General features: G+C 65.7%; 22 protein-coding genes. 13 read left to right on the plus strand and 9 right to left on the minus strand.

Translation table 11 applies throughout. The features are described from left to right. The first annotated feature begins 130 nt into the window (after positions 1–130). Complete coding sequence (locus ACZK3W_RS20445) at positions 131–2,236, plus strand: phosphoglycerol transferase I (protein ID WP_478450235.1); 2,106 nt, start codon at positions 131–133, stop codon at positions 2,234–2,236. A gap of 519 nt (positions 2,237–2,755) precedes the next feature. On the opposite strand, the gene ACZK3W_RS20450 is transcribed toward ACZK3W_RS20445, so the two are convergent. Further along, positions 2,756–5,125, minus strand: coding sequence for a DUF3772 domain-containing protein (locus ACZK3W_RS20450; protein ID WP_125894249.1), 2,370 nt, complete (start codon positions 5,123–5,125; stop codon positions 2,756–2,758). A 147-nt stretch (positions 5,126–5,272) separates the two neighbouring features. Next, entirely contained in the window at positions 5,273–5,521 is a 249-nt protein-coding gene (locus tag ACZK3W_RS20455; RefSeq protein WP_006399378.1) for a hypothetical protein, read from the minus strand. Between the two features lie 182 nt (positions 5,522–5,703). Here ACZK3W_RS20455 and ACZK3W_RS20460 point away from each other — a divergent pair, with 182 nt between their 5' ends. From ACZK3W_RS20460 to ACZK3W_RS20470, 3 genes are all read left to right on the plus strand, one after another. Further along, the gene (locus tag ACZK3W_RS20460; RefSeq protein ID WP_125894251.1) at positions 5,704–6,198 is read left to right on the plus strand and encodes a lipocalin family protein; all 495 of its coding nucleotides are present in this window, start codon (positions 5,704–5,706) and stop codon (positions 6,196–6,198) included. A 12-nt stretch (positions 6,199–6,210) separates the two neighbouring features. After that, complete coding sequence (locus ACZK3W_RS20465) at positions 6,211–7,419, plus strand: NAD(P)/FAD-dependent oxidoreductase (protein ID WP_125894253.1); 1,209 nt, start codon at positions 6,211–6,213, stop codon at positions 7,417–7,419. 126 nt (positions 7,420–7,545) lie between these two features. Next, positions 7,546–8,028, plus strand: a complete 483-nt coding sequence (locus ACZK3W_RS20470) for a hypothetical protein (RefSeq protein ID WP_049400799.1) — start codon at positions 7,546–7,548, stop codon at positions 8,026–8,028. A 128-nt stretch (positions 8,029–8,156) separates the two neighbouring features. Here the strand turns inward: ACZK3W_RS20470 and ACZK3W_RS20475 are convergent, their stop codons facing one another. Next, positions 8,157–8,591 carry a PepSY domain-containing protein gene (locus tag ACZK3W_RS20475; protein ID WP_125894255.1) on the minus strand — a complete coding sequence of 145 codons (435 nt, stop codon included), beginning with the start codon at positions 8,589–8,591 and terminating at the stop codon, positions 8,157–8,159. Between the two features lie 151 nt (positions 8,592–8,742). Here ACZK3W_RS20475 and ACZK3W_RS20480 point away from each other — a divergent pair, with 151 nt between their 5' ends. Genes ACZK3W_RS20480 through ACZK3W_RS20490 form a run of 3 tightly spaced genes read left to right on the plus strand, consistent with a single transcriptional unit; the run spans position 8,743 to position 11,008 of the window. Beyond that, entirely contained in the window at positions 8,743–9,033 is a 291-nt protein-coding gene (locus ACZK3W_RS20480; RefSeq protein WP_005411366.1) for a PepSY domain-containing protein, read from the plus strand. Further along, positions 9,033–9,692, plus strand: coding sequence for a response regulator transcription factor (locus ACZK3W_RS20485; RefSeq protein WP_125894258.1), 660 nt, complete (start codon positions 9,033–9,035; stop codon positions 9,690–9,692). Before ACZK3W_RS20480 ends, ACZK3W_RS20485 begins: the two co-directional genes overlap by 1 nt. Next, positions 9,689–11,008: a sensor histidine kinase gene (locus tag ACZK3W_RS20490; protein ID WP_125894260.1), complete on the plus strand. Its 1,320-nt coding sequence runs from the start codon at positions 9,689–9,691 to the stop codon at positions 11,006–11,008. Before ACZK3W_RS20485 ends, ACZK3W_RS20490 begins: the two co-directional genes overlap by 4 nt. A gap of 163 nt (positions 11,009–11,171) precedes the next feature. Here ACZK3W_RS20490 and ACZK3W_RS20495 read toward each other — a convergent pair whose 3' ends face one another. Continuing rightward, positions 11,172–11,492 (minus strand): DUF6122 family protein, encoded by a 321-nt coding sequence (locus ACZK3W_RS20495; RefSeq protein ID WP_019661547.1) that lies wholly within the window; start codon positions 11,490–11,492, stop codon positions 11,172–11,174. Between the two features lie 43 nt (positions 11,493–11,535). Then, positions 11,536–13,425, minus strand: coding sequence for an arginine decarboxylase (gene speA / locus ACZK3W_RS20500; protein ID WP_012512349.1), 1,890 nt, complete (start codon positions 13,423–13,425; stop codon positions 11,536–11,538). Positions 13,426–13,616: 191 nt separating this feature from the next. Between speA and speE the strand changes: the two genes are divergently transcribed. Next, a complete protein-coding gene (speE, locus tag ACZK3W_RS20505; RefSeq protein ID WP_032127130.1) occupies positions 13,617–14,468 on the plus strand; it encodes a polyamine aminopropyltransferase in 852 nt (283 codons plus the stop codon). 113 nt (positions 14,469–14,581) lie between these two features. Here the strand turns inward: speE and ACZK3W_RS20510 are convergent, their stop codons facing one another. Further along, complete coding sequence (locus ACZK3W_RS20510; RefSeq protein WP_024957655.1) at positions 14,582–15,487, minus strand: aspartyl/asparaginyl beta-hydroxylase domain-containing protein; 906 nt, start codon at positions 15,485–15,487, stop codon at positions 14,582–14,584. Positions 15,488–15,923: 436 nt separating this feature from the next. Between ACZK3W_RS20510 and ACZK3W_RS20515 the strand changes: the two genes are divergently transcribed. Then, complete coding sequence (locus ACZK3W_RS20515; RefSeq protein ID WP_125894262.1) at positions 15,924–16,583, plus strand: RIO1 family regulatory kinase/ATPase domain-containing protein; 660 nt, start codon at positions 15,924–15,926, stop codon at positions 16,581–16,583. A 157-nt stretch (positions 16,584–16,740) separates the two neighbouring features. On the opposite strand, the gene ACZK3W_RS20520 is transcribed toward ACZK3W_RS20515, so the two are convergent. Then, positions 16,741–17,079 carry a P-II family nitrogen regulator gene (locus ACZK3W_RS20520; protein ID WP_005411374.1) on the minus strand — a complete coding sequence of 113 codons (339 nt, stop codon included), beginning with the start codon at positions 17,077–17,079 and terminating at the stop codon, positions 16,741–16,743. A gap of 155 nt (positions 17,080–17,234) precedes the next feature. On the opposite strand from ACZK3W_RS20520, the gene ubiK reads away from it, so the two are divergent. Together ubiK and arr are read left to right on the plus strand one after the other, a co-directional pair. Next, positions 17,235–17,486 (plus strand): ubiquinone biosynthesis accessory factor UbiK, encoded by a 252-nt coding sequence (gene ubiK, locus ACZK3W_RS20525; RefSeq protein WP_049421110.1) that lies wholly within the window; start codon positions 17,235–17,237, stop codon positions 17,484–17,486. 126 nt (positions 17,487–17,612) lie between these two features. Further along, complete coding sequence (gene arr, locus ACZK3W_RS20530; RefSeq protein WP_125894264.1) at positions 17,613–18,047, plus strand: NAD(+)--rifampin ADP-ribosyltransferase; 435 nt, start codon at positions 17,613–17,615, stop codon at positions 18,045–18,047. 261 nt (positions 18,048–18,308) lie between these two features. Here arr and ACZK3W_RS20535 read toward each other — a convergent pair whose 3' ends face one another. Next, complete coding sequence (locus ACZK3W_RS20535; RefSeq protein ID WP_125894266.1) at positions 18,309–18,686, minus strand: hypothetical protein; 378 nt, start codon at positions 18,684–18,686, stop codon at positions 18,309–18,311. A gap of 75 nt (positions 18,687–18,761) precedes the next feature. Beyond that, on the minus strand, positions 18,762–19,364 hold the full coding sequence (locus ACZK3W_RS20540) for a DUF998 domain-containing protein (protein WP_125894268.1): 603 nt from the start codon (positions 19,362–19,364) through the stop codon (positions 18,762–18,764). Positions 19,365–19,619: 255 nt separating this feature from the next. On the opposite strand from ACZK3W_RS20540, the gene ACZK3W_RS20545 reads away from it, so the two are divergent. Both ACZK3W_RS20545 and ACZK3W_RS20550 read left to right on the plus strand, forming a co-directional pair. Beyond that, a complete protein-coding gene (locus ACZK3W_RS20545) occupies positions 19,620–20,480 on the plus strand; it encodes an OST-HTH/LOTUS domain-containing protein (RefSeq protein WP_293792092.1) in 861 nt (286 codons plus the stop codon). Positions 20,481–20,954: 474 nt separating this feature from the next. After that, the gene (locus ACZK3W_RS20550) at positions 20,955–21,311 is read left to right on the plus strand and encodes a hypothetical protein (protein WP_125894272.1); all 357 of its coding nucleotides are present in this window, start codon (positions 20,955–20,957) and stop codon (positions 21,309–21,311) included. Positions 21,312–21,416 lie beyond the last annotated feature (105 nt).

Below are 21,416 nucleotides of genomic sequence, written 5' to 3' on the forward strand. Positions count from 1 at the left end.
CAGTCAGGTTCGTGCATGCACTATCGGGTCATCGGCCTGTCATGTGCATGTGCTTGTGGCAGCGTCGGTCGGATGGACACGCGTCGGTACGACGTCCATCACCACCACCCCGTCACTGCCGAAGCTGCCTATGCTCTGGATACTGCTGCTGTCGTTGTTGCTGCTGTGCTGGTTGTTCCTCGCGTCCGACAAGTGGGTGTGGTGGAAGGCTGGTGCATTCTCGCTGCTGCTGCTCATGCTCAGCGCGTGGTGGCTGATCGACAAGCTGTCCGGTGATGGGCTCAATGCCGCCACCCTGTACCACCTGGGCGCCGACATGGAAGGCGCCGGTGTCTCCGACTTCAAGGGCTATATCGCCGGTTTCATCGTGCTGGCGCTGGTCTCGCTGCTACCGCTGTTCGCCACGCGGGTGAAGCGCTGGCGCCGGCCCGGCCATGGTGGCGCATTGTTCGCCGGTTTCGCGGCCGTATGGGTGGCCACGATCATGATCAGCCCTCTGGCCCGCGACGGCCAGCGCCTGTACCAGCAGCTGCGCCCGGTCGACTTCGCCCGCATCGCCCCCGAGTACCAGGTGCCGACGCAGCCGCTGCAGCGCCCGCGCAACATCGTCTGGATCTACGGCGAAAGCCTGGAACGCACCTACCTGGACGAGGCCGTGTTTCCCGGCCTGATGCCCAACCTCAACCGCCTGGCGTCCGAGTCGCTGGACGTACGCGGCCTGGCTTCGGCCGAGGGCAGCGGCTGGACCATCGCCGGCCTGGTGTCGTCGATGTGCGGCGTGCCGCTGACCACCTCGCAGGGTGATGAGAACAGCATGGACCGCATGGGCAGCTTCCTGCCCAAGGCCGTGTGCCTGGGCGATTACCTGAAGCAGCAGGGCTATACCAACCACTATCTGGGCGGTGCCAACGGCCAGTTCGCCGGCAAGGGCCAGTTCCTGGCCAGCCATGGTTTCGATGAAGTGCATGACCTGGCGTGGTTCAAGCAGCAGAAGAAGATCGGCCGCATCCACTACTCGGCCTGGGGCGTGCACGATGACGTGCTGCTGGATACCGCCTACCAGCGCTTCGAGCAGCTCTCGCGCGCCGGTTCGCCGTTCATGCTGACCACGCTGACCATGGACACCCACCACCCGGCCGGTCATCTGCCGGTGTCGTGCAAGGGCGAGCGCTACCAGAGCCAGTACGGCAACATCAACATGCTCAACGCGCTCAAGTGCAGCGACCGGCTGATCTCGCAGCTGGTGCAACGTATCCAGGCCAGCCCGTACGGCAAGGACACGCTGATCGTGATCGCCTCCGACCACCTGGCGATGCCCAACGATCTGACCCACATCCTGACCCGGCAGAAGCGTGAGAACCTGCTGCTGTTCCTGGGGGAAGGCATTGCCCCGCAGCAGCTCAGCGCCGAGGCCGGCACCACCCTGGATTCGGGTGCGACCCTGCTCAGCCTGCTGGACCCGAACCTGAAGACGATGGGCTTCGGGCGTTCACTGATCGATACCCAGCGCGCGCCCAGCGCCAGCGTGGCCACCCAGCGTGATGGCGGCCGCGATTACCCACAGTACCTGGCCTTCGCCCGTTCGCTGTGGCTGGGCGAACCGACCCGCGAGCTGAAGATCGACGGCGATGACCAGGTGGTGGTCGGCCTGCAGCACGTGCAGCCGCCGGTGCTGCTGGAGTACGACAAGGACTGGGGGTTGAAGTCGGTATACCTGGAGAACACCTCGCGCCAGTTCGACGATGCCAACCCGGACAACACCCTGGCCTACGTCGACCGGTGCACCGCGTTCGAGGACGGCTCGGCCGACGGTGACTGGTGCGCCCTGCTGGTCAACCGCGACAACGGCATCAAGCTGTACCGCGACAACGACCTGCGTGGCGGCATCGCGGTGGATGCACCGCTGGACGCGTTCCAAGGCCCGCGCCCGAGCGTGCGCCAGGCGCACATGATCACCCAGAAGGGTCGTCGTACCCGTGCCGGCCAGTACATGCTGCAGCTGGTGGCGAGCACGCGCCCGGATCGCGGCTTCTGGATCGAGGCGGTGTCCTCGCAGCGCAAGGTGGTACTGGCGCAGCAGTGGGTGCAGCCCGATGCCAACGGCAAGATCAACGTGTCGTTCGGGCTGGACCACGAAGTGGATGATCTGGAGATCCGCGCGTGGTTGAACCATGCGGAGAAGCTGGCGGTGGATACGTTCGCACTGGTGCCATCCCGCAGCCGACCACGAGGATAGGGTTCTTTGCAGGGCTGCGCCCTGCACCTGCCGAAGCAAAAGCCGAAGCAACAGCAACGGCAACAGCGTGCATTCCGTGGTTTGGCGGGGTGGGTCCGGTTGCGGGGGACGCTGCAAGTACTTCCATGTAAGCTCGGTCGCCGCGTCCATGCGGCTCACGCCCCCGCAACCGGGCCCACCCCGCCTTCGACAGTTTGCTGCGGTCTGTTGGACATGCCGATGGGGTCAGATCCGTTTTCCGGAGGAAAACGGATCTGACCCCAGATTGATTTCGATATCTGACAGAAGTGTCGACCAAGGTCGACACCTACCGACGGCCGCAGGAATCTGTCAGAGGTGGGGCGGTGTCGGAGTGCGGGGTGTCAGCCGCATGGATGCGGCTGCCAAGCCTCCATGGACGGATTTACGGCGTCCCCGCACTCCGACACCGCCCCGCCAAACCACGGAATGCATGCTGTTGCTGTTGCTCTTGCGGTTGACGTTGATTCAGCGGGTGCAGGGCGCAGCCCTGCAGACCCTCTACTCCTGTGGATCGCGGGTGATGTGGATGTCGGTCGGGGTCGACAGCGGGATGTTCCGCTCCGCCAGGATGTGCAGCAGGCTGAAGTACAGATCGCTGCGGGTGGCATACACCTGCCGCGGGCTGGCCACGTACGCGAAGCTGTTGATGGTGATCTGGCCACCGGCAATGCTGTCGATGTAGACCGTCGGCGCCGGCTGCTTCAGCACGTTGGTGTGTGCGGTGTACGCATCCAGCAGCGCCTGACGCAGGCTGCCGACATCGGTGCTGGGCGGCACCGCGAACTGGATCTGGATGCGGCCCTGGTTGTTGCCCATCGTCATGTTGCGCACGGTCTTGGTGACCAGCTCGGAGTTGGGCACGATCAGCGTCGACTTGTCGCCCACCTGGATCTCGGTCGAGCGCAGGCTGATGCGGCGGATGTCGCCTTCCTGGTCGCCCAGCTTCACCCAGTCGCCGATCTTCACCGGACGCTCGGCCAGCAGGATCAGGCCGGAGACGAAGTTCTGGGTGATCACCTGCAAGCCGAAACCAATACCCACTGACAACGCACTGACGAGCAGCGCCAGCTTGGTCAGCTCCAGCCCCATCGCCGTCAACGCCCAGATCACGGCGAGGATGATGCCGACGTAGCGGGCGACGGTACTGACCGAGTTGCGCGCCCCCAGGTCCAGTTCGGTCTTGGGCAGGTAGGTATCGGTCAGCCAGCGCTGCACCAGCTGGGTGATCGCCAGGCCGGCCAGCAGCACCACAACCGCCAGCACAATCTGCATCGGCTTCAGGGTGGTTCCACCCAACGGAATGCCCGTGGTGAGCAGCGAAGAGAAGCGTTCCACCACCGCGCCGATGTTGCCAAACGGTGCCACCAGCGCCAGCAATGTGATCAGCACGACGATGGTGCGCAGGGCTGCAGAGAGCAGCACGCCGGCCTGCTCCAGCCGCGACACGCTCAGGCCGGTACTGAGCAGGATGGTCTGACCCACCTTGCTGTCGGCGTTGAGCATCCACGTGCTCAAGTCATCGACGAACTTGAACAGCAGCGTCGCCGCCAGCACCACGATGCTGCCGCCGATCAGCTGCTGGTTCACGAATTTGGCGAAGTTCAGGTAGCCCATCAATGTCGCGACGATGGCGGCCACCACCGCGACGTTGCCCGCCACGCGTGCCAATACCAGCCAGCTGCTGCGGCGCACCGGTGTGGCCGCGCCCACGCCATCGGCCTGCGCCTCCAGCTTGGCTTCGGCCTCGGCGGTCTGCCGCCGATGCAGGCGCGCCAGGGTCACCAGCATGGCCATGATCAGGCCGAGGTAGGTCAGCGCAATCAGGCCGTCCAGCGCCACCGTGGTGACGTCGCTGGTACGTGTGGCCTGATCGAGGGCGACCAGCACCGTGCTCAGCCAAGCCAGCGCCGCCGCGCACCACGCGTACTTGCGCAGTTTGAGTGCGGCGGTGTCATCCAGATTCAGCAACCGCCACGACGGACGCTTGGGAACCAGCATGCAGGCGCTGAGTGCAGCGATGAAGGCGGCGCGGAAGGTCGCGGTTTCCAACCCATCGGCCACCACCTGCAGGCGCGGCGCGATGGCATCGATCGCATCAAGCGCTGCCATCAGTACAACCACGGCATAGCCGGGCAGCAGTGTCCCCACCAGCAGCAGCCACATGGCCAGGCCGGAACGGCGCAGGCGACCGTCCGGCGCGCGCTCGGACTCCGCAAAGCGCCGCCCCAGCCTGCGCAGCCACAGCCGCAGCGGGAACATCATCACCAGCGCGGCCACCAGGCCCAGCAACGGCGTGCCCCAGCCATTGGCCCGGACGCCAGCGACAAACGTATCGCGCCCCTGCTCGGCCAACGGCGCGACGCGTGCGATATCGATCGGCAGGCGTTCGGCCACCTTGCTCCACAGTGCTGGAGACAACGGCGAGGCGACCTTCTTCCCCATGTCTTCGGCGCGTTGTGCAGTGCGCTGCTGGTCGATGTCGGCTGCCAGCTGCTGGGCACGCACGGCACTGGTCTTGGCCTGCGCTAAGGACGCGGCCAGGCCGTCGCGCTGCTTGTTGATGGTGCGCCGTTGTGCCGCCAGTTCAGGCGGCTCGGTGGTGCCCTCGGCAGGCGTGCCCAGCTGCGCCAGTTGTTCGTCGAGGCGGACGAGCTGTGGCTGCAGCTCCTTTTCCAGCGCCTCGGCGTCACGCCGTACCTGCGAGGCATTCTCGGACAGCATCGCCAGCGTCTCGATGGCAGCCGCATCACCACGCTTGCGGTCGACCTCCTTCAGCTTCGCATCGATATCTGCCAGCTGCTGCTTCGGCGTGGGCGCATCATCCTGTGCCAGCACCGGCGCGGACAGCAGGAGGGCAGTGCACAGCATCAGGACCCACCAGGGGCCCCGTGCACGGATTGATCGCAGGAAAGAAGACAAGCCAGCCACACCGGTTCGCGCGGACCACCGCGCCTGCGCGCGACTATACGGCAGAGCCGGTCAAGGGCGGATGGGTGGCCCCGGCAGCGTCGAGCATCAGTACTTCAGGCGCAGCTCTTCCACCGTGGGCTGCTGCAGCGCGTACCAGTCCTGGAACTCTTCCTCGGTGATTTCATCGGGCGCATACACCGCCACCGGGTGCCAGTCGTGGTCGGTCGGCAGCGGTTGGCGCGGGCCGGCACGCAGGCTGTAGGCCACGCCTTCGTAGTCGACCAGGTCATCGACCTGCGGCCACTGTTCGCGTGCGAACGCGGATTCACTCTTCAACAGGATCACCTGGTACATCGGCACCTCCACCTCGGTTGGATCAGGAAAACACGGCGCTGGCAGCAGGATACCGCCACGCCGGTGACAACGGGCGCTCCGCCGGGGCGACGGAACGTTCTGGACACGGCCATCGCCCCGGCTTCACCCGCCCGTGGCAAGGCCATCGGCATCGTGGAGGCCCACCCCTGCCACGACCGCCGATGACCGAGTACCCGCCGCTGAAGACCGTTGCCGACCTCAAGCTGCCCCGCTACCTGGGCACCTGGTACGAGATCGCACGCCTGCCGATGCGCCATGAACCGGAAGGCTGCACCGACGTGTCGGCGCACTACACCCTGCTCGACAACGGCAACGTCGGCGTCACCAACCGCTGCCGTATGGACGGCGAGGTCGAGGAAGCCACCGGCGAGGCCTGCGCCGTCGACAACGACAGCGCGCGCCTGGAGGTGAGCTTCCTGCCCAAGGGCCTGCGCTGGCTGCCGTTCGCCAAGGGCGACTACTGGGTGATCCAGGTCGCGCCGGACTACAGCGTGGCACTGGTCGGCAGCCCGGACCGCAAGTACCTGTGGCTGCTGGCCCGCGAACCGCAGCTGGACGCTACCGTGCAGGACCATTATCTGGCGGCCGCCCGCCTGCAGGGCTTCGATCTGTCCGAACTGATCCAGACCCCGCATACCGGCCAGCCCACGGCCTGAGTGACGCCACGCATGGACCTGAAGAGTGGCTACCCGTGGTGGGCGGTACGCAACGGCCTGATCCACGCCTTTCCTGCGCTGCAGCAGGACCTGCGCTGTGACGTGCTGGTGGTCGGCGGCGGCATCACCGGTGCGCTGATCGCAGACGAGCTGTCCCATCACGGCCACGAGGTTGCAGTGATCGAACAGCGCGACATCGGCTGGGGCAGCACCGCTGCCAGCACCGCGTTGCTGCAGTACGAGATCGATACCCATCTGCTGGAACTGGCGCAGCGCCATGGTCAGGACGCCGCCGCGCTTGCCTATCGGGCGTGTGCCGAGGCGATTCCGGCCCTGGGCGACGTGGCTCGCGGCCTGAAAGACGTTGATTTCCAGCGCATGGACAGCCTGTACCTGGCCAGCCGCCATCGCGACGTGCCGCGCCTGATGGCCGAAGGTGAGGCACGGCGCGGAATCGGCCTGGATGCCCGCTGGCTGGGCCCGGAGGCACTGCGGAAGCGCTTCGACGTGGACGCCGGCGGTGCCCTGCTCACGCGCCAGGCGGCGCGGGTCGATCCCTATCGCCTGACCTATGCGCTGCTGCAACGCGTGCGCCGGCGCGGCGGCAATGTGCATGACCGTACGGTACTGCACACGCTCACGCCCAGCGCGCGCGGGGTAACCGCCCTCACCGAGGACGGCGCCACGATCCACGCCCGCCACGTGGTGCTGGCAATGGGCTATGCCAACCAACGCTGGCTGCATCAGCGCGTCGCACGCAACCGCAGCAGCTATGCCTTCATCACCGACCCGATCGATGCGGACGTGCTGGGCCGGCTGCGCAACACGATGGTGTGGGAGAGCGCACGCCCGTACCTCTACCTGCGCGCCACCGGCGACCGCCGCCTGCTGGTGGGCGGGCTGGACGACGCCATCGACATCCCCGCCCGCCGCGACAGGCGCGTAGAGCGCAAGGCCGACAAGCTGATGAAACAGCTCCAGCACTGGTTCCCGCGGCTGGATCCGGTGCCCGCCTTCTCCTGGGCCGGCACCTTCGCCGAAACCGCCGACGGCCTGCCTTTCTTCGGCCCGCACGATCAGTGGGGGCCACGGGTGCATTTCGCCATGGCCTACGGCGGCAACGGCATCACTTATTCGATGATCGGCGCCCAGCTGCTGCGGGCCCGGATCGAGCGGCGCAGGCATGCGCTGGAAGGGCTGTTCGGGTTCGGGCGGCTGTGACCTGCAGCCAGGCATGGCCTGGCTCTACCCCAATCCGGCGCCGACAGGCATCATTCAAGCAACCCCTGCTAGCGTCGGCCTGTACCGCCGCGTGTTGCGTGGCCACCTGTCCGCTGGAGCGCCGTCATGATCCGCCCCCTGACCCTGCTGCTGTGCCTGGCCCTGCCGGGAACCGTGCTGGCCCAGTCCGCCGCTGGCGCCACCGCGCCGCAGGCCGCCGGCCTGGACCTGACGCTGCCGCAGGCGCCGATGCGCTACCTCAACGACCCGGCCCTGCAGCAGGACCCGCCGGGCACGTACTACGGTGACAAGAGCGGCCCGCGCGTGCACGACGACGCGAAGATAGCCGACGTCACCGACGACAAGGTCAAAGTGTCCGGCAGCTTCACCACCGGCATCGGCTATTCCAAGAACGGTGGCAACAGCCACTACAACGCCGCCACGCTGAACCTGAGCAAGAACTACACCACCGATGAGGGCAAGACCCACGGGGTCAACGTCAACATCCACGTGAGCGAAGGCAAGGGCCCGGGCTTCTACGGCCCGTACGGCGGCTACTACGGCCGCGGCCCGGGCTACTGGGATTACCCGCCGCCGTTTGGCTGGTAAGCGCCGCGTCGGGCCTGGGCCGACCAAGGTCGGCCGCTACCGCTGCACGTGTCCGGTAGGTGTCGACCTTGGTCGACACGCTTTCTCCCCGTGTGCCGGCCAGCGGCCGGCACCTACCGGCACGCGAATCAATCCAGCCAGCCATCGCGCTCGCTGTGCAGGATGCGGCCGTCATAGCCGCTCAGGCGCACCTCCACTTTCTGGTTGCGGGCATTGCGGGCTTCCAGCGACCAGGTCGCACCATCGCGTTCCAGCGAATGGATCTCGCGCAGGCCATGCGCCTGTGCCCGTGCCAGCACCTGCTCGGTGGTCAACAGCGCGCGGCCGCTGTGCTCGTCGAAGATCTCGCCGGTCTTGGGGTCAACGTAGACCTCGCTGAAGCGGCCATCGGCGCGGCTCACGTCAGCCTCCCACAGACCATCATCGCGTTCGATCTCGTGGATCTGGGTGTAGCCGGCCTTGCGCAGGGTCTGTTCGACCTGGGCCATGCCCAGCGGTGCAGCCTGTGCGGCCGGTGCGATGGCCAGCAGAGCAACAGTGGCGAGGGTGAGCGACTTCAACATGGGGGTTCTCCTGTTCGTGTTCGTGGCCGGACCATCCCGGCAGCGCCACAATGCCCCCCGTGGTTAACAGCTCCTTAGCCGGCACTGTTAGCCAGCTGTTAGTCACCCCCTCCACACTCGCGCCTGTTCCTACAGCCCTCCCTGCGCCCCGATGCTCTCCACCCTGCCCCTGCTGCTGGCCCTGGCCAGCGCCCCGACCGCCGCCGCACCGGCACAGGACCCGGCGCAGCAGGTCGCGCGCCGCGCCGTGCAGCAGGGCCGCTACGTGCCGCTGGAAAGCGTGGTGCGCGATGCGCTCAAGCGCTTTCCGGGCCAGCTGCTGGAAGTGGAGCTGGACGATGGCGTCTACGAAGTGGAGATCCTGCGCGGCGACGGCGTGGTAGTGGAGCTGGACTATGATGCGCGCAGCGGAAAGCTGCTGAAGACGGAGCTCGACGACTGATGCGCATCCTGTTGGCCGAAGACGATGCCGCGCTGGCACAGCGCCTGGTGCCCCTGCTGGAGCAGGCCGGCTACGTGGTGCACGTGGTCGCCGACGGCCGCCAGGCCGAGGAGATCGGCCAGATCGAAGATCTGCAGGCCGCCATCGTCGACCTGGGCCTGCCCGGGCTGGACGGACTGAGCGTGATCGAGCGCTGGCGCGGCAACGGCCGCAGCTTTCCGGTGCTGGTGCTGACCGCACGCGGGCGCTGGCACGACAAGCTGGCTGGGTTCGATGCCGGTGCCGATGACTATCTCACCAAGCCATTCCAGGCCGACGAACTGGTGCTGCGCCTGCGCGCACTGATCCGTCGCAGCCACGGCCACGCCAGCCCGCGCCTGCACTGCGGCCCGCTGCAGCTGGACGTCAACGCCGGCCGCTTTGAACTGGATGGGCAGGCGCTGTCGCTGAGCCCGCAGGAGTTCCGCCTGCTCAGTTACTTCATCCACCACAGCGGCCAGGTGATCGGCCGCGACCGCCTGGGCGAACAGGTGTTCGACTGCGGCCATGACCCGGACTCCAACGCACTGGACGTGCTGCTCGGGCGGGTGCGCCGCAAGCTCGGCATCGACCTGATCCAGACCGTGCGCGGCCAGGGCTGGCGGCTGGCCGCGCCATGAACCGGCAACCCTCGCTGCGACGGCGCCTGCTGCTGGCTGGCGGTGTCGGCCTGCTGCTGGTCTCGCTGCTGGCCAGTGCACTGCTGGGCGAGCTGTTCAAGCGCAGCGCGCGCGATCGCTTCGACCATGAACTGCAGCAGGACATGCTGACCCTGCTGGCGCAGGCCGAAGTGGATGCGGACGGACAGCTGCGCCTGCGCCAGGAACCGAATGACGCACGCTTCCAGCGCGTGTTCTCAGGTGCTTACTGGCAGATCGCCGGTGCCGATGGCCGTGTGCTGCTGCAGTCGCGCTCGCTGTGGGATGAAACCCTGCCCGTCACAGCCAGCGGGCCGGCCACGCGCAATCTGAGTGGGCCGCTGCAGCAATCCCTGCGCGCACGCGTGCAGCAGGTGCGCCTGCCACGCGCCAACGAACCGTTCGTGGCCGTGGTTGCCACCGATCGCAGCGCGCTGGATGCAGACGTTGCCGCGTTCCGCCAGCGTACTGCCATCGCGCTGGGTGTGTTGGTCGCGGCGTGGCTGGCGGTGCTGGCCAGCCAGGTGCACTTCGGATTGCGTCCATTGCATCGCCTCGGTGCACAGCTGGAACGGGTGCGGCGCGGCGACGCGCAGCGCATCGATACACAGGGGCTGGGTGCGGAGGTCGCACCGCTGGGCGAGGAGCTCAACGCGCTGCTGGAGCATCAGCAACGCATGGTCGCGCGCGCGCGCACCAGTGCACAGGATCTGGCGCATGCGCTGAAAACCCCGCTGAGCGTGCTGGCCACTGAGGCCGACGGCGACGGCGCGGACTGGCGCGCCACCGTACGCGAGCAGAGTGCGCGTATGCAGGCCAGCGTCGACCGTTACCTGGCCGCAGGGTTGGCCGCCGACCATCGCCAGCGCACCGACGTGGCGGCAGTCGCACAGGCGATGTGCCGGCTGATGGCACGCGTGCATGGCGAACGTGGCATCACGTTCACGGCGGCTGGTATCGATCCGGCACTGCAGTTCGCCGGTGCCAGTGCGGACCTGGAGGAGATGCTGGGCAATCTGCTGGACAACGCCGGCAAGTGGGCGAAGCAACAGGTGGACGTCACTGCAGACACCATCGAAGGGCAGTTGCGCATTGAGGTACGCGACGACGGCCCCGGGCTGGCCGCAGACGCGCTGGAACAGGTCACCCAGCGTGGCGTGCGCCTGGATGAGCGCGAGGGCAGCAGTGGGCTGGGCCTGGCGATTGTGGGTGATATCGCTGCCAGTTATGGCGGGCGGTTGGCACTGGAGAATGCGCAGCCGGGATTGCGGGCCACGTTGTGGTTGCCGGTGGCGTGAGGCGGCCAACCTGACGGCGGGTAGTGCCGGCCGCTGGCCGGCAACCACGTGATCACCGGGAACGCCCTGCGGAAGCCGGCCAGCGGCCGGCTCTACCAAGCGCCAATCCGACCGATCGCCGTGCACCGGGCAGGCGCCGACCAAGGTCGGCATCCACCCAGCATCAACGGTGATGCATCCACCAGCAATCAATCGCGTCCAGCACGATGTGGATGATCAAACCGATACCGAACAACCGCGTTCTCTTCGGCACGCACAGGCCTGCATACACGGCAATCGCGGGTGCGGTGTGCAAAGGATGGAAACCGATGCTGCAGCGGTTCGGTGCATAGATCGGATCGGCCAGCAGGTGGTCCAGATCGATGATCCAGCCCAGCAGCATCAGCAGCCACGCCGAGGCGAAGCGCTTGCGCCAGAACAGCCATGCCAGCAGGGCTGGCACGGCGGCATGCAGGAACAGGTGGAAGATCGCGCGCGCGCTCATCGGGGCCGGTAGCGCCGGGCCATGCCCGGCGTTCCCGTTGACCTCAGACCAGCGGTTCGTCGGACAAGTAGGTGTAACCGGTCAGGCCGGCTTCCAGCGCCTCCGACAGCTCCTGCGCACGTTCCGGCGACAGCTGCGCCTCGGCCACGCGCTGCGCATAGGTCGCACGCAGCTCGTCCAGGCGGTAACCCACGTAATCCAGCATCACGTCGGTAGTATCACCACGGCGCTGCTGGGTGATGGCGTAGCCATCGGCATCGGCCAGCACTTCCACCGCGTCGGTATCGCCGAACAGGTTGTGGATGTCGCCCAGGATTTCCTGGTAGGCGCCGACCATGAAGAAGCCGATGCGGTAGCTCTCGCCCGGCTTCATCTTGTGCAGCGGCAGCGAGCTGTCCAGGCTCTCGTTCTCGACATAGGTTTCCACCATGCCGTCCGAGTCGCAGGTCATGTCGGCGATGATGCCGCGACGGTCCGGGGTTTCGTCCAGGCGCTCGATCGGCACGATCGGGAACACCTGGTCGATCGCCCACACGTCCGGGATCGATTCGAACACGCTGAAGTTGACGAAGTACTTGTCGACCAGGCGCTCGTTCAGTTCATCCAGCACCGGGCGATGGCTCTTCTCGTCGTAGCTCAGGCGCGCACGCACGCCATGGGCGATGGCGTAGAACAGATCGTCGATGCGCGCACGCTGCGGCAGGTCGATCTGGCCCAGCGCATAGCTGGCCAGGCCTTCGGCGTGGAAGTGCTGTGCTTCCTGGAACAGTTCCACCGCCGGGCGCACGTCCAGCTCGTCGTGGATCTCGCGCAGGTGGCGGATCGCGGCCGGCTCGTCGTCGTGCTGGTCCGGCACGCGGCCTTCCTGCGCCTCTTCCACTTCCGAGACATTGGCGATCAGCACCGCGTGGTGCGCGGTCATCGCGCGGCCGCACTCGGTGACGATGCGCGGCGGAGTCAGGCCGAACTCTTCGCAGGCATTGGCCAGCGGCTGCACGATGTTGCTGGCATAGGAATGCAGGCCGTAGTTGATCGAGCAGAAGCTGCGCGAACGGGTGCCTTCATAGTCCACGCCCAGGCCACCGCCCACATCGACGTGAGTGATCTTCGCGCCCAGGCGCGACAGCTCCACGAAGTAGCGGGTGGCTTCGCGCATGCCGTTGGCGATGTCGCGCACGTTGGAGATCTGCGAGCCCATGTGGAAGTGCAGCAGGTTCAGGCAGTCGGCGTACTCGGTGTCACGCAGCGACTTCCACAGGTCCAGCAGCTGGCGCGGCGACAGGCCGAACTTGGCCTTGTCGCCACCGCTGTTCTGCCACTTGCCGGCGCCCAGCGAGGCCAGGCGCATGCGCACGCCCAGGCCCGGCTTCACGTCCAGCGCCTTGGACTCTTCCAGCACCAGCTTCAGTTCGGAAGGCTTTTCGATGACGATGAAGGTCTGCAGGCCCAGCTTGCGGCCGATCAGGGCCAGGCGGATGTACTCGCGGTCCTTGTAACCGTTGCAGACGATCAGGCCACCCGGGCGCGACAGCGCCAGCACGGCCATCAGCTCGGGCTTGCTGCCCGCTTCCAGGCCGAAGCCTTCGCCGTGGTGGCTGGCCAGGGTGCCGGCCACGCCGCGGGTCTGGTTGACCTTGATCGGGTACACGGCGGTGTAGCCGCCGCTGTATTCCCAGTCCTGCTGGGCCTGGCCGAAGGCCGCCTGCAGCTTGCCCAGGCGCTGGCCGAGGATGTCCGGGAAGCGGACCAGCAGCGGCAGCTTGGCGCCGGCCGCACGGGCCGCATCGACCACCTTGGGCAGCGACACCACCGGGCCGTCCGCCCCGGTCGGTCTCACCACCATGTGCCCGGCCTGATCCACGTCGAAGTAACCGTCCGCCCAATGCGGGATCGAGTAGGTCTTGCGGGCTTGGTCGAGGGACCAATCGGTCATTTCAGTCGGCCTTGTTGGCAATAAAGGGGGGGGCATGATAACGCCTATATGCCCACAGGTTCGTTATCATGCGCGCCCGCGCCCGTGACAGGTTCCAACCTGAACGGGCCGATCCGTCCGGATGTGGCATCTGTGCCACGCGGCCCTGCCCGCCAGCCCGGCTTCACCTCTCCGAACAGGACTGTTTTCAAATGACTGACAGCAACAACTGGTACATCGAGCACTTCGAGCGCACCGGCTCGGCCATCGGCTACCGCATCACCGGCAAGCTGGACGAGGTGCAGTCGCCGTTCCAGAAGATCGAGATCTTCCAGACCACCGACTGGGGCAACCTGATGACCATCGACGGGGCCATCATGCTGACCAGCAAGGACAACTTCTTCTACCACGAGATGATCAGCCACCCGGTGCTGTTCACCCACGCCGCGCCCAAGCGCGTGGTGATCATCGGTGGCGGCGACTGCGGCACCCTGCGCGAAGTGCTCAAGCACACCGGCGTGGAGAGCGTGACCCAGTGCGATATCGACGAGCAGGTCACCGTGATGGCGCGCAAGCACTTCCCGGAACTGTGCGATTCCAACGACGACGCCCGCGCCGAGCTGCTGTTCGACGACGGCGTGGCCTACATGGCCAACTGCCCGGCCGGCAGCGTGGACGTGGTGATCGTCGATTCGACCGACCCGGTCGGCCCGGGCGAAGGCCTGTTCAACAAGGCCTTCTACGAGAGCTGCTTCAAGGCCCTGAAGGACGACGGCATCCTGGTGCAGCAGTCCGAGTCGCCGCTGATGCAGCTGGACCTGATCAACGAAATGCGCACCGAGATGGGCAAGGCCGGCTTCGGCTCGTTCAAGACCCTGCCGTTCCCGCAGCCGTGCTACCCCACCGGCTGGTGGAGCGTGACCATGGCGCGCAAGGGCGACAGCAGCTTCGACTTCCGCCAGGCCGACTCAGCCGCCAAGACCTTCAACACCCTGTACTACACCGCCGCGCTGCACACCGGCGTGCTGGTGACCCCGCCCTTCGTGCAGGCGGCGCTGAAGTAAGGCGTGCCGACCAACGGTCGGCACCCACCCAAAAGAAAACCCGCGCTGGCAACAGCGCGGGTTTTTTCATGGTCCGGTAGTGCCGGCCGCTGGCCGGCAACCGCATGTAACGATCAGAGCGCCCAGATACCGGCGATCACCGCCACCACCAGGCCCCACTTGATCAGCTGGTAGGCCACCACGCTGCGCTCGCGCAGCGCCTTGGCCTTCAGGCGCACCTTGTAAACGCTGCCGAACGCCTTGTTGACGCCACCAGTCGGGTCACCCGGCAGGTTCGGCGAGGCACCACCGGCCAGCAGCGTGGCCGCCACCGCGCGGTTGAACAGGCCCGGCAGGCCGAAGCGCAGCGGACGGGCGATGTCGCAGAACAGGATCACGCGGTCATCCGGCGTCTCGTTGTGCGCGTGGTGGATGTAGGTCTCGTCGAACATCATCCACTCGCCGTCGCGCCAGCTCTTCTTGATGCCGTCCACTTCGATGTAGCAGCCGTCGTTGTTGGGCGTGGCCAGGCCCAGGTGCAGGCGCAGCGAACCGGCGAAGGGGTCGCGGTGCGGGCGCAGTTCGCTGCCCGACGGCAGCTGCGCGAACATCGCCGCGCGCACGTCCGGCAGCGACTCGAGCAACGCCGTGGTCTTGGGGCACATCGCCTTCGCCGACGGGTGCGACGGGCCGTACCACTTCAGGTAGAAGCGCTTCCAGCCACGGCGGAAGAACGAGTTGAAGCCGGCGTCGTTGAACGTGCTGGACGCAGCGATCTTCTGTGCATCGCGCAGCGCCAGCGCCTCGTCGCGGATCATCTGCCAGTTCTGGCGCAGCGGCTCCAGCTGCGGAAACTCCTTGGCCGGGTCCAGGAACGGCGTGGTCGGCACCTTCGAGAACATGTACATGACCACGTTGATCGGGGCCATGAAACTGGAGTGGTCCAGCAGCTGGCGCGACCAGCGCGCGCGGACCTTGCCACGGAAGTGGATGTACAGCACGCAGGCGACGAACAGCGCTGCAATGACGATTTTGATGATCAAAACACTTTCCTCCAGCCGCAGCCGGAACGGGAATCAGGGCGATGCACGGCCGGACGGCCAGCACCGGTGGGGACCGCGGCAGGGGACGGGGACGTGCCAGGAAGGGGCGGCCGCCGATGTCGCGAATTAACAGCTTATGGTCGGCAGGCCGTGCGTCGGGGTCAAGCTGGACGTGCGTGACGTTCAGCGGGCCGCGGATGAACGAAATAGAGCGAAACGCAACCTATTGATTTTGAAAGAATCATTGGCCAAGTGAGACATAATTGTCCGATTGGGCGCGACGAACTGTTCCAGCCACGACCCCGACATTTCTCCGACAAATCGTGGAATAGCGAACTGGCGAGTACTAAAATTAACGAAAACTTAGTAACTCCCTGTAACACCGGTTCGCTTGACGCTTTGCGCCACCCACCGGGTCGTCCGAGACCCCGACATGTATCTTCCCGCTCTGCCCCCCTCCTCCTGCGGCGATGACGCCGCCACCCCGCTGCTGCTCAAGCGCGGCGAACGCTTCCTGGCCCCCGACGTCTACCGCACCTGCCTGGACGGGCGCGAGGCGGTCATCAAGGATTACTCCCGCTACCGCGGCACCCCCGTTTCGCTGATTGCACGGCTGATGGTGCGCCGTGAAGCACGCATGCTGCAGCGCCTCGGCGGCTGGAAGCATGCCCCCGCACTGCTCGGCACGCTGGGTGGCTTGGCACTGGGCATGGAGTTCATTCCCGGCCAGACCCTGAGCACCGCACAGGCCGTCGGCAACGACGTGTTCGAGCAGTTGCAGCACGCGCTCAGCCGCCTGCACGCCGCCGGCATCACGCACAACGACCTGCATGGCACCAACGTGGTGGTCAGCAGCGGCGTACCGGTGCTGCTGGACTTCACCTCGGCCTGGCGGGCCCCGCGTTGGCTGCGCCGCGGCCCGCTGAGCCGGCAGATGCGCCGCAGCGACATGAAGAACCTGCTGAAGATCCGCCAGCGCGTAACCGGCCAGGCGCCGAGTGCCGCGCAGGCTGCACTGGTGGCCGACCCGGGTTGGGTCGCCGCCGTGCGGCAGGGCTGGAAGCGGTTCTACAAGTGGGCCAAGCGCCGGTAAATGCTTTGCTTTGGTAGGGGTCGAGCTTGCTCGACCGCTTTACCGCTCTTTGTAGAGTCGAGCTTGCTCGACTGAAGCGCAGAGCAGTCGAGCAAGCTCGACTCTACAAAGAGCAAGCCGAGCATCGGCTCGGCTCCACAACATCGCGCCGAACGGCTTACAACGCGTCCGCGTCCAGTTCCCCGGTACGAATACGCACCACGCTGCCCAGGTCGTACACGAACACCTTGCCGTCACCAATCTTGCCGGTGCCGGCGGCCTTCACGATGGCCTCAACCACGGCCTCAACCTGGTCATCGGTCACCGCCACTTCCAGCTTCACCTTCGGCAGGAAATCGACCACATACTCCGCGCCGCGGTACAGCTCGGTATGACCCTTCTGGCGACCAAAGCCCTTCACTTCCGTCACCGTGATCCCGGTGACCCCACGCTCGGCCAGCGCTTCGCGCACGTCATCGAGCTTGAACGGCTTGATCACCGCCATGACCATCTTCATCGTCTATCTCCTGTCTTCCGGCGTGGAGGATAGCGCCTGAACGCGGCCCGTGCGAAGCCGCCGCCGCCTGTCCGGGCGATGGGTGCCGGCAGTATCCTTGTGCCCGAATGGCCTGCCCGCGCCGGATGCACGGGCCCACCCCCACGGAGCACCCCATGATCGACCTGAACCACATCGATGACCTCGCCCGTCGCCTCAGCGACCTGGTGCCGCCGGGCCTGCGCGAATCGCGCGAGGAACTGCAGGCCACCTTCAAGAGCGCGCTGCAGGCCGGCCTGGCCAAGCTCGATCTGGTCACCCGAGAGGAGTTCGAAGTGCAGCGCGCCGTGCTGCTGAAGACCCGCCAGAAGCTGGACGCGCTGGAAACCGCCGTGCGCGAGCTGGAAGGGCGCGGCGCCGCAGAATGAAAAAAGGAGGCGCACCGCGCCTCCCGTTTACAGATTATTTCCCGGATGGGGCCTTGCAGCAAGGCCCGCCGGGCGCCCTAGACTCGCCGGCCTGTCGATCCGGCAGGACACGCAGGGGCAGTGCCGATGGCGCAGGACACCGAATGGACACCCGTTTCGCATGACACCTGCGACCAGGTCGCCGGGCCGTTCTACCACGGCACCCGCGCAGACCTCGCGGTGGGCGAGTTGCTGAGCGCGGGCTTCCGCTCCAACTATCGCGACAGCGTGGTGATGAACCACATCTACTTCACCACGATTGCCAAGGGCGCCGGGTTGGCTGCGGAGATGGCCAGGGGCGAGGGGCGGCCGCGCGTGTATGTGGTGGAGCCGACCGGGTCGTTTGAAGACGACCCGAACGTGACCAACAAGAAGTTTCCCGGGAACCCGACGCGGTCGTATCGGAGTGCGCAGCCGTTGCGGGTTATTGGGGAGATTGTGGAGTGGGAGCTTTATGACGCCGAGTTCGTTCGGCAGTTGAAGGCGTTTGTTGCTTCGGGGAGTGGGGAGATCATCAATTGATGGAGGAAGACGCCGACGGGGCACGTCGGCGTCTTCCTATCAACACGCTCGTGTGGCCCTTATCCGCGAATCGTGCCACACGGCATCTCATCCTCCAGTCGTCTCATCGCGGCGACCGCACCGGTATCACCTCAATCCGCAGGCTGTCCCTGGTCAGGGCAACCGATTCCGGATGAATCACCACTCCGCCCGGCTTCCCGTGTCGAACCCGCCGATTCCTTCTGCCGAGGAATCCGAAGATGCCAGCACCACCATCAGCACCTAGCTGGAGCGCATCATCGACCCAATGACGAACGCCGCAGTCAGGCCCGCCCAGGACAGTACCGCCACGACAATCAGCAACACCTTCCGATGCATCGCCTGCGCCTCATGCCGATATGGCGCCTTGCGGTCGTACGGCCTGATCAGCCCGAACAGCTCGCCAGAGACGGTCAGCGCTCCCAGCAGCAACAGGGCAAGCATGCAGAACCCGAACAGCGTTCCAACGCCGCTCACCCGGGCGGCGTCGGTTGCGGCATCGGAATGACCGGCAAGGGCCTCGAAGAACGTCCCCACCCAGCCGGCCAACAGCCCGGCCAGGATCCCGACGAACCCCAGATGGCTGAAAAGATGCACCCAGAAGCGGGCTGGAAGTTTCATCACGAGAGGTCCTTCATCCAGTCAGAAGTAGTGGGCCGGCCACCAATTGAACACATCAACCCGCATGTGTGCCCATCAGTGCTCGAGGTGCGTCTTCAGCTCGTTGGAATCCCTGCGCAGCAGATACAACGCCACCAGGAATGGCCACAGCGAGTTGATCGAAGAGAACAGGCGCTGGGTCAGCCCTCTGAAGCCCTCCGGATCCGCGCCGACCAGGTTCAACCAGAGGTAGACGATGCTCGCAATGCTCACCAAAGCGGTCACGGCGTACGCCCTTCGGTTGGCAGACCACGCGCTCATCTCGATGTGCGACATCGCAGGTGCAATGATGTTTGCGATACCGATGGTGTAGAAGCCGTGCATCGGATGGCCCATGGGCCAGAGCCCGTTGGTCAGCATGGAGACGCCAAAGATCATCCAGCAGATCGCGCCTACGGCAATCCGGCGACCGGACTCCCGCCATACCCCGATGGAGAACGCCACGAAGCCCACGCCGGAGCCGATGGCGGCAATCCTGCCGCAGACGCTTGCGAGCGTTGGCGCCTGCAGCAGCTCGCTGGCGTGTTGTGCAAGCGGGTTGTAGCCCGGCGCGAACACGGCGGCAACGCTGGTCCAGAACAGGAACCACGGAAGCGGGACCAGACCCGCAGACAGAAGAAGTCGATTGCCGCGTAACACGTGCAGTGATCCTTGTTTTGGCCTGCGCCAGTGGGTGGAATCCGTTCAAACGCCGCAGATCCCTCCTGCTGCGGACAGGACAGTTCCGGGTGACTACAGCGGTAGTCAGATTCTGCGTGACGCCCTGCGGGGTCAATAGGCAGAAAGTCACTCATGCCCGCAAGTGATGCAGTCAACAACCTCATCTTTCTGGTCCAGCCTGAGCTTCCACGATTTCTGGCTGTAAAGTCGACGTGTCCCATGCCCAGGTTTGCCATGCCCGCCGTCGACCAGAATGACATTGTCGGTGCACAGCACGAAGTGCAACGGCTTCTTGGCCGTTGCATTCTGCGACTTCAGCAGTGCGAGCAACTGATGAAGTCCATGCTCGCCTTTCAGAAGTTGTTCGGTACGCCGGAAACACTCCCAATGGCCTTGGACAAGCGCAAAGCAGAGATCAGCGGCAAGACAATGGGGGTGCTGGTAGGTCACCTGACTGCCGAATGCGTGGTCAAAGAGGGCAGCGAAGCCCCTGGCGGCCCATCGGGTTACGACAGCAATTCAAGCTTCGTCGCTCTGCACATGGGGCTAGAGTTTCCAGAGCAATCCCATGCAACGCTGCAAGCCGACCTGCACGATCTGGTGAACCTCAGGAACGTGCTCGTTCACCACTTCATTGAGCAATACGATATCCAGACTGTCGAAGGATGCCTGGAGGCACAGGTTGCACTCAGCCGTTCCTACGCTCAGATCGACCCCCAATTTCAACGGCTGCGTGCACTTGCGGCAGATGTTGCGCAAGGAGCGAAAGCCTTTGCGGAACTGGTTCACTCACCTCAGTTCCATGACCTTCTGGTCAATGGCATCGCGCCTGATGGTCAGATCCACTGGCCGCTCACAGGTATTGTCAGTGCGCTGAGACAGGCCTTCCGAGAACGGGCAATCGACGGCTGGGTGAATCTGGACACAGCCGTTCGCTGGGTAGCAGAGCACCACCCGGAACAAACCCCCAAGAAGTACGGCTGTGCCCGATGGCGGCACGTCATTCACGAATCTCGTCAATTCGAACTGCGCCACTTCGCGCACCACGGCCAGCTCGGGGCTTGGTTCCGCGAGCGGCCAGATTCGCCTGGCTAGCCAGGCGCCGCTCTTGGTAGTAGCAGCAATACGCTTTCGCCTACCAAGTACTGTCGCATTTGCCGTTCCCTGCGTCTCTTACGGAAGGTTCTGACGACTCCGTTCCAGAAGTGCCGCACCGCCTAGCACGCCAAGGCTCTCGCGGCTTCCGGCGCTATGCGACAATGCCAAAAGCGTCTCGGGTTTTGGCGGCATTGACCCCATCCCCTTGGCATTCCCAACTACATCAGGCAACTCTGGTATCGCCACCGAAAACGGGTGGCCGGGCCTCGAAAACCCGTTTTGTTGGGAAGTAGTTTGCGCTTGCCAGCCGGCACCACCGCGCGTGGTGCCGGCTGGCAATCCGTCTGCCGGCTATGGCGGGCGGGGCGTGGGGGTCTTGTACCCGCCGGTTCCCAACATCCGGTTTTCGAGCCACGCTCTGCCCGCCACCTTTATCGGTGGCGGCTTCTGCCTGCTTGCACGGAGCCCGCCATGACCACGCCGCCCTCCCCTCCCCCGCGCCCGATCCAGGAAGCGCCGTCACGCGCTTCGGCCCCAGACCGCAACAGCCTCATCGCCATCCTGCACGCCATCGGCGCGGGCGCTGCGGCCGACGGCCAGCCTTGGCCCGAGCGCCATCACCTGCGCAGCCGGCAGATGGCGTTGTCCGACGCCGACTGCGCGCTCACCGGCCAGCGTATCGTGCAGGAGATCCTGCTGGCGGCCGAGCGCACGCGCCAGAACGGCGAGCCGGAGCAGTACGTGGGCGACCGGGTGATGGAGGGGCTGGTGATGGCCGACCTCGCGCTGACCGCCTTCATCCACGAGCGGATGCGACCAAAGGACTGAGCGTGCGTATGGCGCGGCGTTTTCTGTCTGTGTGCGGAGTGACGAATGAATCGCAGCGCCCTCTTCTGCATTGTTCCGAACTTTCCCGGGATTCACGCGAATCGG

This window comes from Stenotrophomonas sp. 80084_Sma (assembly GCF_056481995.1).

Excerpts from the sequence above, each read along its gene's own strand:
- ACZK3W_RS20455 (WP_006399378.1), bottom strand. The coding sequence starts at position 5,521 with ATGTACCAGGTGATCCTGTTGAAGAGTGAATCCGCGTTCGCACGCGAA.
- ACZK3W_RS20465 (WP_125894253.1), top strand. The coding sequence starts at position 6,211 with ATGGACCTGAAGAGTGGCTACCCGTGGTGGGCGGTACGCAACGGCCTG.
- speA (WP_012512349.1), bottom strand. The coding sequence starts at position 13,425 with ATGACCGATTGGTCCCTCGACCAAGCCCGCAAGACCTACTCGATCCCG.
- ACZK3W_RS20550 (WP_125894272.1), top strand. The coding sequence starts at position 20,955 with ATGACCACGCCGCCCTCCCCTCCCCCGCGCCCGATCCAGGAAGCGCCG.
- ACZK3W_RS20490 (WP_125894260.1), top strand. The coding sequence starts at position 9,689 with ATGAACCGGCAACCCTCGCTGCGACGGCGCCTGCTGCTGGCTGGCGGT.
- ACZK3W_RS20460 (WP_125894251.1), top strand. The coding sequence starts at position 5,704 with ATGACCGAGTACCCGCCGCTGAAGACCGTTGCCGACCTCAAGCTGCCC.
- ACZK3W_RS20485 (WP_125894258.1), top strand. The coding sequence starts at position 9,033 with ATGCGCATCCTGTTGGCCGAAGACGATGCCGCGCTGGCACAGCGCCTG.
- speE (WP_032127130.1), top strand. The coding sequence starts at position 13,617 with ATGACTGACAGCAACAACTGGTACATCGAGCACTTCGAGCGCACCGGC.
- ACZK3W_RS20535 (WP_125894266.1), bottom strand. The coding sequence starts at position 18,686 with ATGAAACTTCCAGCCCGCTTCTGGGTGCATCTTTTCAGCCATCTGGGG.
- ACZK3W_RS20470 (WP_049400799.1), top strand. The coding sequence starts at position 7,546 with ATGATCCGCCCCCTGACCCTGCTGCTGTGCCTGGCCCTGCCGGGAACC.
- ACZK3W_RS20445 (WP_478450235.1), top strand. The coding sequence starts at position 131 with ATGCTCTGGATACTGCTGCTGTCGTTGTTGCTGCTGTGCTGGTTGTTC.
- ACZK3W_RS20475 (WP_125894255.1), bottom strand. The coding sequence starts at position 8,591 with ATGTTGAAGTCGCTCACCCTCGCCACTGTTGCTCTGCTGGCCATCGCA.
- ACZK3W_RS20480 (WP_005411366.1), top strand. The coding sequence starts at position 8,743 with ATGCTCTCCACCCTGCCCCTGCTGCTGGCCCTGGCCAGCGCCCCGACC.
- ubiK (WP_049421110.1), top strand. The coding sequence starts at position 17,235 with ATGATCGACCTGAACCACATCGATGACCTCGCCCGTCGCCTCAGCGAC.
- ACZK3W_RS20520 (WP_005411374.1), bottom strand. The coding sequence starts at position 17,079 with ATGAAGATGGTCATGGCGGTGATCAAGCCGTTCAAGCTCGATGACGTG.
- ACZK3W_RS20450 (WP_125894249.1), bottom strand. The coding sequence starts at position 5,125 with ATGCTGTGCACTGCCCTCCTGCTGTCCGCGCCGGTGCTGGCACAGGAT.
- ACZK3W_RS20545 (WP_293792092.1), top strand. The coding sequence starts at position 19,620 with ATGCCCGCCGTCGACCAGAATGACATTGTCGGTGCACAGCACGAAGTG.
- arr (WP_125894264.1), top strand. The coding sequence starts at position 17,613 with ATGGCGCAGGACACCGAATGGACACCCGTTTCGCATGACACCTGCGAC.
- ACZK3W_RS20515 (WP_125894262.1), top strand. The coding sequence starts at position 15,924 with ATGTATCTTCCCGCTCTGCCCCCCTCCTCCTGCGGCGATGACGCCGCC.
- ACZK3W_RS20495 (WP_019661547.1), bottom strand. The coding sequence starts at position 11,492 with ATGAGCGCGCGCGCGATCTTCCACCTGTTCCTGCATGCCGCCGTGCCA.